11 protein-coding genes are annotated in these 13,636 nt (G+C 67.1%); 5 read left to right on the top strand and 6 right to left on the bottom strand.

Going from position 1 to position 13,636, the window contains the following annotated elements; all coding sequences use genetic code 11:
• Window positions 1–21 precede the first annotated feature (21 nt).
• From xylA to AADJ02_RS02855, 4 genes are all read right to left on the bottom strand, one after another.
• On the bottom strand, window positions 22–1,323 hold the full coding sequence (gene xylA, locus AADJ02_RS02840; RefSeq protein WP_341211478.1) for a xylose isomerase: 1,302 nt from the start codon (window positions 1,321–1,323) through the stop codon (window positions 22–24).
• Between the two features lie 120 nt (window positions 1,324–1,443).
• Window positions 1,444–2,472, bottom strand: a complete 1,029-nt coding sequence (locus AADJ02_RS02845; protein WP_341211479.1) for a LacI family DNA-binding transcriptional regulator — start codon at window positions 2,470–2,472, stop codon at window positions 1,444–1,446.
• 119 nt (window positions 2,473–2,591) lie between these two features.
• Window positions 2,592–4,037 (bottom strand): xylulokinase, encoded by a 1,446-nt coding sequence (gene xylB / locus AADJ02_RS02850; RefSeq protein WP_341211819.1) that lies wholly within the window; start codon window positions 4,035–4,037, stop codon window positions 2,592–2,594.
• 341 nt (window positions 4,038–4,378) lie between these two features.
• Window positions 4,379–5,263 (bottom strand): LysR family transcriptional regulator, encoded by an 885-nt coding sequence (locus AADJ02_RS02855; protein WP_341211480.1) that lies wholly within the window; start codon window positions 5,261–5,263, stop codon window positions 4,379–4,381.
• A gap of 103 nt (window positions 5,264–5,366) precedes the next feature.
• On the opposite strand from AADJ02_RS02855, the gene AADJ02_RS02860 reads away from it, so the two are divergent.
• The 5 genes from AADJ02_RS02860 (at window position 5,367) to AADJ02_RS02880 (ending at window position 10,550) form a co-directional block, all read left to right on the top strand.
• Window positions 5,367–6,089 (top strand): DUF4386 domain-containing protein, encoded by a 723-nt coding sequence (locus AADJ02_RS02860; protein WP_341211481.1) that lies wholly within the window; start codon window positions 5,367–5,369, stop codon window positions 6,087–6,089.
• 24 nt (window positions 6,090–6,113) lie between these two features.
• Window positions 6,114–6,809 carry an NAD(P)H-binding protein gene (locus AADJ02_RS02865; RefSeq protein ID WP_341211482.1) on the top strand — a complete coding sequence of 232 codons (696 nt, stop codon included), beginning with the start codon at window positions 6,114–6,116 and terminating at the stop codon, window positions 6,807–6,809.
• A 189-nt stretch (window positions 6,810–6,998) separates the two neighbouring features.
• Complete coding sequence (locus AADJ02_RS02870) at window positions 6,999–7,436, top strand: universal stress protein (protein WP_341211483.1); 438 nt, start codon at window positions 6,999–7,001, stop codon at window positions 7,434–7,436.
• An 11-nt stretch (window positions 7,437–7,447) separates the two neighbouring features.
• On the top strand, window positions 7,448–8,995 hold the full coding sequence (locus AADJ02_RS02875; RefSeq protein WP_341211484.1) for an alanine/glycine:cation symporter family protein: 1,548 nt from the start codon (window positions 7,448–7,450) through the stop codon (window positions 8,993–8,995).
• Between the two features lie 223 nt (window positions 8,996–9,218).
• Window positions 9,219–10,550 (top strand): VTT domain-containing protein, encoded by a 1,332-nt coding sequence (locus AADJ02_RS02880; protein WP_341211485.1) that lies wholly within the window; start codon window positions 9,219–9,221, stop codon window positions 10,548–10,550.
• Window positions 10,551–10,643: 93 nt separating this feature from the next.
• Here the strand turns inward: AADJ02_RS02880 and AADJ02_RS02885 are convergent, their stop codons facing one another.
• Entirely contained in the window at window positions 10,644–12,419 is a 1,776-nt protein-coding gene (locus tag AADJ02_RS02885) for a PQQ-dependent methanol/ethanol family dehydrogenase (protein WP_341211486.1), read from the bottom strand.
• Between the two features lie 425 nt (window positions 12,420–12,844).
• Window positions 12,845–13,615 (bottom strand): ABC transporter permease, encoded by a 771-nt coding sequence (locus tag AADJ02_RS02890; protein ID WP_341211820.1) that lies wholly within the window; start codon window positions 13,613–13,615, stop codon window positions 12,845–12,847.
• Window positions 13,616–13,636 lie beyond the last annotated feature (21 nt).

Below are 13,636 nucleotides of genomic sequence, written 5' to 3' on the forward strand. Positions count from 1 at the left end.
CTTGGGAGCCGCCGCCTTCTTTCAGACGTAGCGGTTGACGAGGTTTTCGAGCCGCTCCTGCCGCCCGGAGCGCGGCGCGGGATTGATCCCCTCGCCCTCGACCCGGGCCGCGATCTCCTCAAAGCCGCCCGCGAGCATGGCCTTGGCCTCCGCCGTCTCCCAGCCCGCGTAGCGGCTGTCGCGCGCCGCTTCGAGCTTGCCGTCTTCCAGCATCTTCGCCGCCGCCTTAAAGCCCGCCGCACAGGCGTCCATGCCGCCGACATGGGCGAGGATCAGGTCTTCGGCGTCGAGCGACTGGCGCCGCAGCTTGGCATCGAAATTCGTGCCACCGGTGGTGAACCCGCCCGCGCGCAGCACCTCGTAATAGGCCAGCGCCATCTCCGGCACGTTGTTGGGGAACTGGTCGGTGTCCCAGCCCGACTGGTAGTCGTTGCGGTTCATGTCGATCGAGCCGAAAATTCCCAGCTCGCGCGCCAGCGCCAGCTCGTGCTCGAAGCTGTGACCGGCGAGGATCGCGTGGCCCTGCTCGATATTGACCTTCACCTCATTTTCCAGACCGAAGTCCTTGAGAAAGCCGTAGACCGTCGCGACGTCGTAGTCGTACTGGTGCTTGGTCGGCTCTTGCGGCTTGGGCTCGATCAGGATGGTGCCGTCAAAGCCGATCTTGCGGGCGTATTCGACGGCTTGGATCAGGAAGCGGCCCGCCTGCTGCCGCTCGCGCCCCATGTCGGTGTTAAGCAGCGTCTCGTAGCCCTCGCGCCCGCCCCAGAGCACGTAGTTCTCGCCGCCGAGCTGGTGCGTGGCGTCGATACAGGACTTCACCGTCGCCGCAGCAAAGGCATAGACATCCGGGTCGGGGTTGGTCGCGGCCCCCGACATGTAGCGGCGGTGCGAAAACAGGTTCGCCGTGCCCCACAGTAGCTTGGTGCCCGTCGCCTCCATCTTGCCTTGGAAATAGTCGGTGATCTCGCGCAGGTTGCGGGTGTTCTCGGCGAAGCTTTCGCCCTCGGGCCGCGCATCGACATCGTGAAAGCAGAAATACGGCGCGCCGAGGATCTCGAACATCTCGAAGGCCACGTCGGCCTTGAGCTTGGCCTTCTCCATCCCCTCGCCGAACCAAGGCCGATCGAAGGTCTGGCCGCCGAAGGGATCGCCGCCCTCCCAAGCAAAGCTGTGCCAATAGGCGACCGAGAAGCGCAGGTGCTCCTTCAGCGTCTTGCCCATCACCACCTCGTCGGGGGCGTAGTGGCGAAAAGCGAAATCATTGTCACTGTCGGGGCCTTCGTGGCGGATCGCCGGGATGCCCTTGAAGAAATCGGTCATGCTGCTCTCGTCTTTCAATTGTAAGTCGGTCAGGCCTGTACCATGCACACGGCGCCACATTATTGACTAACGTACATCAAAGACGGTGACGTGAGAAGCATCTTTGGTGGCAGGCACCGTTCAAGGCAGGTTGTCGCGCAGGAAAATCTCGGTGTGGATCAGGCCGGTCCGCGCATCGATCGGCACCGCTTCGATCAGATTGCGCATGATCGCGAGCGCGCTCGCCACCTCCTTGTGGATGTCCTGATGCAGAACGGCGTCGAACACCCCGTCCTGCAGCGCTGTGCGCGATTGCTCGGTCAGCTCGTGGACCACCACGCGGGGCCGGTCGGCGGTCGCGACCCTGTCGAGCGCCTCGCGCAGGCCCCGGTTGCCGCCGCCAAGACTATAGACACCGGTTATGTCGGGGTATGTCCCAAGGGCGTCGCTCAGGAGCCTGTCGACACGCGCGGCTTCGTCGCCGCCCTCGACGGGCGGCAGCAGGTTAAGGGTCGGAAACTCCGCATGCATGACCTGTTCGAAGCCGAGCCTGCGCTCGACGTGGTCGCGCACCAGCATGGAGCCGGCGACGATCGCGATGCGGCCCGGTCGGCCCTGACAGAACCGCCCCAGAAGCCCGGCGGCGGTGCGCCCGGCCGAGACGTTGTCGATGCCCACGAAATGCCCACGCATCGAGGCCGACAGGTCCGACACCAGCGTGACGACCTGTATCCCGGCGCCGCGCAGCTCCGAGACGGCCTGCCGCACCTCCGCCGATTCCGTGGCGACCATCACCACCCCGTCGGCCCCAGCCTCTCTCGCGCGGCGCAAACCCGCGGCAAGCCCCCTGCCATCGAAGGGCGGCACCGTTGAGACGTGGATCTCGGTTCGGTCGCGCAGGGCGATACGGGCATGCGCCTCGAGCTCGGCCGCGAGGTTGCGCATGAAGCTGTTCGGGCCGTCGGGGATCACGAAATGAATGTCGTAGATCCGCTGGCGCGACAGGTTGGCGGCCATGATGTCGCGCTCGTAGCCGAGCTGCTTCATCGCCGCGCGCACCCGCTCTTGGGTGGCCGCGCGCACCCCATTGCGCCCGTTGAGAACCCGATCGACGGTGGAAAGGCTGACACGGGCCACGCGCGCCACGTCATGCACGGTCGGTCGCGACATATGACAGCTCCCTCTGGTTGGTTTCGGCCACCGGTTAGACCAGCATCGAAGGATCGACAACGTGGCAAGGGGTGCGGGGCCGACGCGCCACGGCCTTGCGGCCCCGCGCACGCGCCCGTTCAGCGCTGGCTCAGAAACTTGAGCGCGGCGTAGCTTTCTTTGTAACGGCCATGCGCCTCCGAGAAGGCCGCGGACAGGCCCGGCTCCGGCTCCACCACCCGCGAGATCGGGGGCGGCGTCGCGATCTCGGCCCCCTGCCCGCTCGCCGCCATCAACCCGAGCCGCGCCGCGCCGAACGCGCCGCCGAAATCGCCCGCCACCGGCAGTTCGACCGGCAGATCGAGCGCCGTTGCGATCGCCTTCAGCCAGTAGTCCGAGCGCGTGCCGCCGCCGACGCCGATCAGCCGGTCAAAGCGGGTGCCGGTCGAGGCCAGCGCGTCGCGGCTGTCGCGGATAGCAAAGCTCACCCCCTCCAGCACCGCGCGCACCAGCGCGGCGCGGTCGGTGTCGTGCCCCATGTGCAGAAAGGACGCGCGGACATGCGCGTCGTTGTGCGGCGTCCGCTCACCACCGAGATAGGGCAGGAACAGCGTGCGCGACGGTGCCCGCAGATCGCCCAGATCCGCGGTCAGCGCGGCGGCCGGGCTGCCGAGCACCTGCGCGAACCAATTCATCGCGTCGGCGGCGGCGAGAATGACCCCCATCTGGTGCCAACGGCCTGGCAGGGCGTGGCAAAAGCTGTGAACCGCGCTTTCCGCGTTGGGATGAAAGCCCTGCGTCGCAGCAAAGAGCACGCCGGAGGTGCCGAGCGACACGAAGGCCGTGCCCGCCTCGACGACGCCCATGCCGACCGCGGAGGCCGCGTTGTCGCCACCGCCCCCCGCGACGACGATTTTGCCCGAAAGCCCCCAGCGCGCCGCGATCTCCGGCCGCAATGTGCCCGACACCTCCGCCCCTTCAACCAGCCTCGGCATCTGCGCGCGCTCCAGCCCGGTCGCCGCCAGCAATGGGTCGGACCAATCGCGCGCGGCGACGTCGAGCCAGCCGGTCCCGGCCGCGTCCGACATGTCCGAGACATGCTCACCGGTCAACCAGAGCCGCAGGTAATCCTTGGGCAGCAGGACCTTGCGGATCTTTTCGAAGACATGCGGCTCGTGACGGCGCACCCAGTCGAGCTTGGGCGCCGTGAAGCCCGGGAAGACAATGTTGCCGGTGATCTCGCGAAATCGCGGATCCGCATCGAGCGCTGCGGCCTCGACATGGCTGCGCGTGTCGTTCCACAGCATGCAGGGACGAAGCACCGCGTCGGAGGCATCGAGCAGCGTGGCACCATGCATCTGCCCCGAAAGGCCGATGCCGCGCACGGCGTCCCGGTCGATCCGATCCAGCAATGCGCCGACGGCCGTCTCGGCCGCGGCGATCCATGCGGCGGGATCCTGCTCGGACCAGCCGTCCCGCGGGCGGTCGACCGAGAGAGCCGCGCTGGTCTCGGCCAGGATCGACTGATCCTCGTCGATGGCCAAGGCCTTGAGGCCCGATGTGCCCAGATCCAACCCGATCAGTATCATTCCGCCCTACTTCCTGTTTTCCGCCTGCCCCCCTGCCTCCGCTGCAAATCGGACCAAGGGCGAATACGCACCACGAATTTTGACATACGTACATCGGATTTCTGCGGCGGCAAAGCGGAACCATACCTGTCGCGCGGCTGCCTATCCTCGGCAGGTCCCCGGCATCCATGTCCTACCCTGAGCCAGACGGTACAGGTCGCCCCGGCATATCGGCGCCGGGCGAGCAGATCGGCCCCCGTGATTGGCTCCGGCTCATCGAGGTGTTCCGGGCCGAACGTCCCTTGGCGCTCGACCGCTCGCTCCCTTACGGCGGCCGGACCGGACGAAGGGCCGGCCTTCTATGCGAGCCCCTCCGCCAAGGCATCGAAGACCACTCGCAGACGGCGGGACCGGGCGATGTCGCGGTGCGCCACGAGCCAGATCGGGAAGGCGATCGGCTCGAAGCCCGGCACGGCGCGTTCGACCATCGGGTCGGCATCGCCGATGCGATCGTCAAGAATGCCGATCCCCATGCCACGACGAACCATCTCCCACATCACCGTGAAGTTGCGGCAGCGATAAGGGAAGTTGGCTTCGCTCAACCCAAGGCCCTGCGCATTCAGCAGCCCCATCAGGCTTCCCTGCCCATCGATCTCGATGAACTCCGCCGCCTGAAACCCCTTGCCCCTTTCAGGCCGCCCGAGACCGTCGAGATAGCCCGGTGCGGCATAGAGCCGGGCCGCCGCCTCCCGAACCTTGCGGGCGATCAGGTCCGGCTCGGTGGGGCGGATATTGCGCACTGCGATGTCGGCTTCGCGGCGGGCCAGATCCGACAGGTCGTTCGAGACCACCACCTCGATGCGGATGCGCGGCTCGGCGCGGTGCAGACGCGCGAGGATCGGCGGCAGCAGGTAGCTGGCATAGGCATCAGAGGCCGAGATCGCGACCTCGCCCTCGAGCGCTTCGGACTGCCCCCAAGCCGCGAGCGACAAGGCCCGGGCACCTTCCCCCATGAGGCGCGCGTGTTCCAGCAACTCGTGCCCTGCCGGGGTCAGGCGCAGCCCGCGCCCGGTGCGCTCGAACAATGCCAAGCCCAACTCCGCCTCGAGCGCCTCGACCTGACGGCCCAGAGTCGGCTGCGCCAGCCTGAGCGCGCGGGCGGCAGCGGAGAGCGAGCCTTCTTCGGCAGTCACGAGAAAAGCGCGCGCTCGGTTCCAGTCGAAGGTGACGCTGCGCCAATCCATACGGATATGCATATCAGCTCGGCGAAATCGGTCAATTCCATGCGCAAGAGAGGGGGCGCACACTGACGCCATCCCCAAACCCCTGCCCGAATGGAGGCCCGTCATGCATATGTTCCAAGACCCTTCCTCCCGCGCCTATGCCCGGCTCACGGGGGCGCTTTACCTGCTTATTGCCTTCGCAGGCGGCTGCTCGATCCTGTACGTGCCGGGCGTGCTCGACATGCCCGGCGACCCTGCCGCGACCTTTGCCAACATCGCGGCCCATCGCGGGCTGTTTTACGCGGGGCTGGCGGGCGACGTGGTGATGATGACGGCCGAGGTGCTGGTGTCGGTCATGCTCTACTTCATGTTTCGACCGGTGAACGCGACGCTCTCGCTCGCGGCCTCCTATGCGCGGCTGATGATGGTCGCCGTGATGGCGGCGATGCTGTTCTTTCATGCGGGCTCGCTGGCGCTGGCCGACCGAGCGGTGCCTCTGGGCAGCTTTTCCGAAGCACAGCGGTTGGAGCTGGCAGGGCTGATGCGGCATGTCCACGACGCGGGCGTCTGGATCTGGCAGGTCTTTTTCTGCCTGCATCTGGTGCTGCTGGGCACGCTTGTCGCGCGCTCGGGGCTTTATCCGCGCCTCATCGGCACGGGGTTGGTCGTGGGCGGCACCGGATATCTCGTCGACAGCGTACAGATGTTCGCCTTCCCCGACGCCATGGCCTTGGAGGCCGTAAAGGTCGCCCTCCTCATCGTCGTGACGCTGGCCGAAATCGGCTTTGCGCTTTGGCTGCTGATCCGGGGCCCGCGCGCCACCGCTCCGCATGCCGTCGCGGTCTGATCCCTCGATTCACGGAGACGGGACATGAAGCGCATCTGCATCGTCGGCATTTCGGGCAAGCTCGGGCAATACATGGTCGAACATGCTCTGGCGCGCGGCTACGAAGTCACCGGCGTCTGCCGACCCCAGAGCGTGGGCAAGCTCGCACGCTTCGGCGACCGCATCACCCTCCACCCCGGCCGCACCGACGACCGGGCGGTGATCGCAAAGGCCACGCAGGGCTGCGACGGTGTGCTGACGGTGCTGGTACCATGGGGCGTGCAGAACTACGCCTCCGGCACCGCGCGCGCCGTCCTCGACCTCGCGCCGCCCGGTGCGCGGCTGGTCTTCTCCTGCGGCTGGCACGTCAGCCGCGACGGCAAGGACCGCTACGGCTGTAAGCTGCGCGCCTTCGTGGCGATCTTCGGGTGGATCGCCAAGGCGCTGCGCTTTGCCGACCTCGACGATCAGCTTCGCGCCGCGGCCCTTATCTTTGCCTCGGACCGGGACTGGACCTTGGTGCGCGGCTCGAACCTGGAGGAAGGCGAAAGCGAGGGCTTGCCCATCTGGGCCCGCCACGTGGGCGATCCGGTGCTTGCCGGCAACCTGACCCGGCGCACGGATTTCGCGCTTTTCATGGTGGCGGCGTTGACCGACCCTGCCCTCATCCGCGAAGCCCCCGCGATCAGCGGGCGCACGGGTGCCTCGGTGCGGGACTACCGAGACCACCCACGCGGCTGATCACCGAGGCGGGTGGCAGGTCGTGCCGGTTACACTGCGAATCCAACGACAGGTGCTGCGAAAACAAAGTCAGGACACCCGCCATGCGCTCTCTTAAGGTGGTCTCAGGGGTATTCCGGCCCAAAACGGCATCCGGGCGAAAGCCACGTGCCGTGCGGGGCCATGACCCAACCAGACAGGAGAGGCTCAATGACAACCAAACTCGTTGTCGGACTGGACGGCCATGCCTCGGGGGAGCGCGCCCTCGAATTCGCCGTCAAGCAGGCCCGGCTCATCGGTGATTGCGACCTCGTGGTCGCCTATGTGATCGAATGGTCGCCGTTCTCGTTCCAGACCGCAGAAGAGAACGCCCAGCGCCACAAGCGCCGCGAGGAAGAGATCAGCACGGTGATGTCCCGCGTGATCGACCCGGCGGTAAAGAAGCTCGAAACATTGGGGCTGACCGCCTCTGGCAAGGTGCGCCACGGCGACGTGGCCGACACGCTCAACGCCATCGCCAAGCAACAAAAGGCGGCACAGATCATCGTCGCGCGCTCCTCCGAGGGCGGATTTTCGAGCCGCATCTTCGGCTCGTCGACCTTCAACCTCGTGAAAGGGGCCGATGTACCGGTCACGGTCGTGCAATGAGAGGGGCTGACATGAGCCGACAGACACTCGCCGCCCTTGCCGCGACGCTGATCGTCGCGGGCCCCGCCGCCGCGCAGGAGGCCTCCACGCTCGACGCACGCGTCAACGAGATTTTCGCGCAGGCTACCGGGCCTTTCGTCAACTTCATCTTCGCGCCGATCTACGGCACCGGCTTCCCGTGGATCGTGATGTGGCTGGTCATCGCGGCCACAGTGTTCACGATCTACTTCGGCTTCGTGCAGTTCCGCTTCTTCGGCCATGCGATCCGGCTGGTGAAGGGCGACTACTCCGACCCCAACGACGCGGGCGAGGTGAGCCATTTCCAAGCGCTCGCCACGGCGCTGTCGGGCACGGTGGGCCTTGGCAACATCGCGGGTGTCGCGGTGGCCGTGGGCATCGGCGGGCCGGGTGCGACCTTCTGGATGATCCTCGCGGGGCTTCTGGGGATGGCGTCGAAGTTCACCGAATGCACCTTGGGCGTGAAATACCGCAACGAATACGAGGACGGCACCGTTTCGGGCGGTCCGATGTATTATCTCTCCAAGGGGTTCCGCGAGCTGGGCCTGCCCGGCGGCGGCTTCCTCGCGGTGCTGTTCTCGATCTTCTGCATCCTCGGCGCGCTGGGCGGCGGTAACATGTTTCAGGCCAACCAGGCCCATGCGCAGATCTCGGGCATCTTGGGCGATTATCCGGGCTGGATCACCGGGCTGGTCTTCGCCTTCGTGGTCTTCCTCGTGATCGTCGGTGGCATCAAGTCGATCGCGCGCGTCACCGAAAAGATCGTGCCCTTCATGGGCATCCTCTACGTGGGTGCTGCGCTGATCATCCTGATCGTCGAGTATGACAAGATCGGCTGGGCCTTCGGCCAGATCTTCGCCGGTGCCTTCAGCGGGCTCGGCGTCGCGGGCGGTCTCGTCGGTGCGCTGATCCAAGGCTTCAAGCGGGCGGCCTTCTCGAACGAGGCAGGCGTGGGCTCGGCGGCCATCGCGCATTCCGCGGTGCGCACCAAGGAGCCGATCACCGAAGGCTTCGTGTCGCTGCTCGAGCCGCTGATCGACACGGTGGTGATCTGCACGATGACGGCGCTGGTGATCACCATCTCGGGCCAGCTCATCGTGAACCCCGAGACCGGGCGTTTCGTGCTCAACGAGGCGGGCTCGGCGATCTCGACCATCGACGGCAACACCGGCGTGGCGCTCACTTCGGCGGCCTTCGCGACCGGCATCAGCTGGTTTCCATACGTGCTCGCGGTCGCGGTGGTGCTGTTTGCCTTCTCGACGATGATCAGCTGGTCCTATTACGGCCTCAAGGCCTGGACCTACCTCTTCGGCGAGGGGCGCAAGACCGAGCTGACCTTCAAGATCATCTTCTGCGTCTTCGTGGTGATCGGCGCCTCGGCCAGCCTCGGCCCGGTGATCGACTTCTCCGACGCGGCGATCTTCGCCATGGCGGTGGTCAACATCTTCGGCCTGTATTTCCTGATGAAGGTGGTGCGCCGGGAGCTGGGCTCCTACAGCGCGCGGCTGCACAGCGGCGAGATCGTGGCCTACAAGAGCTGATCCGGTCCGCTCTCCCCGCGCGGTGCGCCGCATCGCGCGGGGAGGTTTGCGCAGGCGGCATCCCCCGCGCATGAAACACGCCCTTCGAACGCCCAAGGCCGATGGCGCGACCCCAGACCACAGCCCGATGCAGGAATGCGGCACCGCGCGGCGGCGCGTTCCGAACGTGGATGCACCCGATCCAGAGAGCCTGTAGAGATCCCCGGGCGGGGCGGCCGACCCCGTGACCGAATGGGGAACCGGGGACATGATGTCGTGGGGCGTACCGGCACTGCTGCTGGCGACGATCATCAATCAGTTGCCGGTGATCAGCATTCTCGTGCCGACCGAGCCGGTCTATGTCTATCTCGGCACGCAGCTCCCTGCGGCGGGCGCGCCGTCGCTGCTCATTTGCATGATCGGTGTGTGGATCGGCAGCCAAGGCGCCTTCTGGCTCGGGCGCACCGCCGGCGCGCGAGTGGTGGCGCGGATGAACGTGGCCCCCACGGCGATGGCACGGGCGCGGCGCCTGTTCGAGCGGCGCGGCGCGGCCTTCGTGGTGATCGCCCAGATGATCTGGCCCATCGCCACGCTGACGCAGGTCATGGCCGGGGTCTGGGGCATGCGCCCCGCCACCTATCTCGCCGCCTCGGCCATCGGCGCGGTGTTGGCGATCGCCCAATACGCGGCGATCGGCTATTTCTCGGCGGCCGGCCTGCACATGCTGGGCCTGCAACCCGAAGAGCCGCTCCTCGTGTGGATCGGTCCCTACCGGGTGACGATCGGCCTCGTGATCCTGCTGACGCTCGGCACCCTGCTGATCCTGCGGCGGGTGCGGCATCCGCTGCCGCTGCGGCTGGCCTATGCAGGGCTTCTGGCACTGGCGATGTTCGTGGCGATCAATCTCGGGGCGCTGACCAGCAGGGCCGAGGCGGCAGGCGGCGTGGCCCCGCTGCCGCTGGACCTCGCCTGCCGGGCGCTGGACGAGACGCTGATCGCGCGCACCGGCGATACGCCGTTGCACGCGGCGCAGCCAATCAACCTGGCGCTCAGCGGCTTCAACGACGCCCCCGCTCTGCTGCGCAGCCTAGGCTGGCTGCGCAACCGCACCTATGCGGGCGACGATCTCGACGCGATCGAAATCCTGCGGCTGACCTTTGCGGGGCTGCCGCCTGCCTCGTCGATCCTGATCGAAGGCATCGCCACCGACATGGCATGGCAGGAGCGGCGCGGCACCGTGCCGCGCACGCAGCTGCGCCTGTGGCGGGTCGCGGTGCCCGACGACATGCCCCCGGTCTATCTTGGGGCGGTCGGGCGCATCGACGCGGTGACGCTGCGCCTGTGGGGTGAGGTGCCGGCGCTGGCCTACGACCTGTTCCCCTTTACCGACACCGCCCGCAACCGTGAGGCCGAGGCGATCACCGCGGCGGTGCCAGGTGCGGGCTGGCGGCTCGTCGGGCCGAACCAGCCACTCGACATGGAGAACCGTTTTGAGAGCGACGGCCGCCTCGCCACGCTACACGCGCCGGGGGCCCCGGATCTGGCACAGATCTGCGACGCACGCCTGCCCGGCTGAGCTCGACACCCGCTCACGCAAAGCCCCGGACCTCATGGCGGGGTCCGGGGCTGTCTCATCTCGCGCGGGGGCGGCGGGCCGCCCCTCGGTCTCTCACTCGGCCGCCGCCAGTTCGGCCAGCGCCTTGGGCAGCTTGAAGGTCCACAGCGTCGCGCCCTGGTTCAGGAAGTTGACCTTCTTGGCCACCTCGCCGCCCCACAGCGGCACCGCGCCGCCCCAGCCCGAGATCACCGAAACGAACTGCTCGCCGTCCTGCTCCCAGGTGATCGGCTGGCCGACCACGCCTGATCCGGTCTGGAAGCTCCACAGCTCTTCGCCGGTCGCGTCGTCGAAGGCGATGAACTTGCCCTCGGGCGTGCCGGTAAACACGAGGCCGCCCGCGGTCGACATCACGCCCCCCCAGAGCGGCGCGTCGTTCTTGAACTCCCACACCCATTCACCGGTCGCGGGGTCGATCGCCTTTAGGCTGCCGATGTGATCCTCGTAGAGCGGCTTGATGGTGAAGCCCGCGCCCATGTAGGCCGCACCCTTCTTGTAGGTCACCGGCTCGTTCCACATGTCCATGCCCCACTCGTTCGAGGGGACGTAGAACAGTCCGGTGTTCTCGGAATAGCTCATCGGCATCCAGTTCTTGCCGCCGAGGAACGAGGGCGCGGCGAAGATCGTCTCGCCCTTGGCCTCGCCGGTCAGCTCGGCGGGACGGCCGGGGCGGTTCTCCTCGACGAAGATCGGCCGGCCGGTGTCGTCGATCCCTTCGGCCCAAGTGATGTCCTTCACGAAGGGGAAGGCATCGACATAGGCGCCGTCCTCGCGGTTCAGCACATAGAAAAAGCCGTTGCGGTCGGCGGTGCCGTAACGCTTGTTGCCGTCGGCGTCGGTGTATCCCACCACCTCGTTGACGCCGTCGAAATCCCAGCCCTCGCGCGGCGTGGTCTGGAAGTGCCACTTGATCTCGCCCGTCGCCGGGTCGAGGCCGACGCGGCTCGCGGCATAGAGGTTATCGCCGGCGTTGCCCTCGACCGGCTCGCCCGCATTGCGCAGCCAGCTGTTCCACGGCGAAGGGTTGCCCGCGCCGAAGACCAGCGTGTCGGTCTCTGCATCATACGAGCCGCCGAGCCATGTCGCGCCGCCGCCCTGCTTCCACATGTCGCCCGGCCAGGTCGCGTTGAGCGTGCCGGTCATGGTGCTCTCTTCGCCGTTCAGCGTGCCCATGTGGCCTTCGATCATCGGCCGGGTCCAGACCATCTCGCCGGTTTCGGCGTCGCGCGCCTGCACCTCGCCGACGATGCCGAACTCGCCGCCCGAATTGCCGGTGATGATGAGGCCGTTGTGGATAAGCGGGGCGGCGGTGAAGCTGTAGCCCGCCTGATAATCGGCGATCTTCTTGTTCCAGACCACGTCGCCGGTCTTGGCGTCGAGCGCCACGAGCCGCGCGTCGAGCGTGCCGAAATAGACCTTGTCGCCGTAAAGCGCGGCGCCGCGGTTGACCACGTCGCAGCACGGCAGGATGCCCTCTGGCAGGCGCGCGTCGTACTGCCACAGCTCCTCGCCGGTCTTCACGTCGATGGCGTAGAGCCGCGAATAAGAGCCGGTAATGTACATCACCCCGTCATGCACGAGCGGCTGCGTTTCCTGCCCGCGCTGCTTCTCCCCGCCGAGCGCGAAGGCCCATGCGGGGACGAGGTATTCGATGTTGTTGCGGTTGAGCGTGTCGAGCGGGCTGTAGCGTTGCAGCCCACGGCCCATGCCGTTGGTTACCACGTCCTCGGTGGTCATGGCGTCGTTGGCGATGTCCTCGTCGGTGACCTGAGCCTGAGCGGCATGGGTCGTGATCAGCGCGGCGCAGGCGGCGGCGATGAAGCGGTTCATATGGGTCTCCTCCCTGGCGTGTTGGCGCCGGGGCCCGCTGCGGGGACTCCTTCGCCGCCCACATGATTGCCGTCGGGGGAGGCGCCGAAAATCGGACGATGGTCGTAGCCCTGCCCCCCTGCCAAGGTCGTAGGCCCTGAAGGCCCCGAGGAACCGCGCGGGCATGGCGATACACCGCCCGAAGCCATGGGCTGCCCGGTGGAACATAGGCATTGGGGGCAAATGACATCGGCGGCCTTGGCGCTGGCGCGTGATCGCCGCTCCATCGGTCGCGCATGCTGTCGCCCCCTGCCCGGAAAGGATGAGAGATCCGCAGGCAGGGGGATGGATACAGCGTGCAGCAGGCAGGCGTTCCGCATGGCGGGTCATCCGCGCCCATGATGGCGATGGGCCGGCCTCCTGTCAGCCGCGACAAAGGTCGCGGGTCACACGCCGCGCCGCACCAACCCGCGCGCCGGGTCATAGCCCCAAAGCGCCAGCCCCAGAAACACCGCCGCCGCCAGCCCGGTCCAGCCCAGCGCAGACCAATTGGCCTCGGCGTAGAGCGCAAAGCGGATCAACTCGACCGCATGGGTAAAGGGATTGGCGGCGCAGATGTCGCGCAAGAGCGCGCTGGCCTCGGCCATCTTCCACAGTGGGTAGAGCGCGGAGGACATGAAGAACATCGGAAAGATCACGAAGTTCATGACGCCTGCGAAGTTCTCGAGCTGGCGCACCGTGCTCGACAGGGCGAGGCCCAGCGCGCCCAGCATCAGCCCGGCGGCGAAGAGCGCCGGCAGGACCGCGACATAGCCCAGCCACGGCAAGGTGATGCCAAAGAGCGCGGCCACCGCGAGAAAGGCATAGACCTGCAGGATCGAGATCAGGGTCGAGGCCACGAGCTTGGACAGCAGCAGCCAGCCGCGAGGCAAGGGCGAGGTCAGCAACAGCCGCATCGAGCCCATCTCGCGGTCGTGCACGAGGCCGAGCGAGGATTGCATGCCGTTGAACAGCAAGATCATGCCGCACAGGCCGGGCACGATGTAAATCTCGTAGGTGACATAGGTCTGGTAAGGCGGCGTGATCGACAGGCCCAGCGCCGCGCGAAACCCGGCCGCGAAGACCAAAAGCCAGACCAGCGGCCGCACCAGCGCCGCGATCAGGCGACCGCGCTGCCCCACGAAGCGCCGTGCCTCGCGCCGCACGATCCAGAGCATCGCCACGGCATAGGCCCGAGC

Source organism: uncultured Limimaricola sp. (assembly GCF_964022235.1).
In the GTDB taxonomy this organism is placed as follows: domain Bacteria; phylum Pseudomonadota; class Alphaproteobacteria; order Rhodobacterales; family Rhodobacteraceae; genus Limimaricola.

Coding starts and splice junctions, on each gene's coding strand:
- xylA (WP_341211478.1), bottom strand. CDS start 1,323: ATGACCGATTTCTTCAAGGGCATCCCGGCGATCCGCCACGAAGGCCCC.
- AADJ02_RS02845 (WP_341211479.1), bottom strand. CDS start 2,472: ATGTCGCGACCGACCGTGCATGACGTGGCGCGCGTGGCCCGTGTCAGC.
- AADJ02_RS02855 (WP_341211480.1), bottom strand. CDS start 5,263: ATGGATTGGCGCAGCGTCACCTTCGACTGGAACCGAGCGCGCGCTTTT.
- AADJ02_RS02860 (WP_341211481.1), top strand. CDS start 5,367: ATGCATATGTTCCAAGACCCTTCCTCCCGCGCCTATGCCCGGCTCACG.
- AADJ02_RS02865 (WP_341211482.1), top strand. CDS start 6,114: ATGAAGCGCATCTGCATCGTCGGCATTTCGGGCAAGCTCGGGCAATAC.
- AADJ02_RS02870 (WP_341211483.1), top strand. CDS start 6,999: ATGACAACCAAACTCGTTGTCGGACTGGACGGCCATGCCTCGGGGGAG.
- AADJ02_RS02875 (WP_341211484.1), top strand. CDS start 7,448: ATGAGCCGACAGACACTCGCCGCCCTTGCCGCGACGCTGATCGTCGCG.
- AADJ02_RS02885 (WP_341211486.1), bottom strand. CDS start 12,419: ATGAACCGCTTCATCGCCGCCGCCTGCGCCGCGCTGATCACGACCCAT.
- AADJ02_RS02890 (WP_341211820.1), bottom strand. CDS start 13,615: ATGCTCTGGATCGTGCGGCGCGAGGCACGGCGCTTCGTGGGGCAGCGC.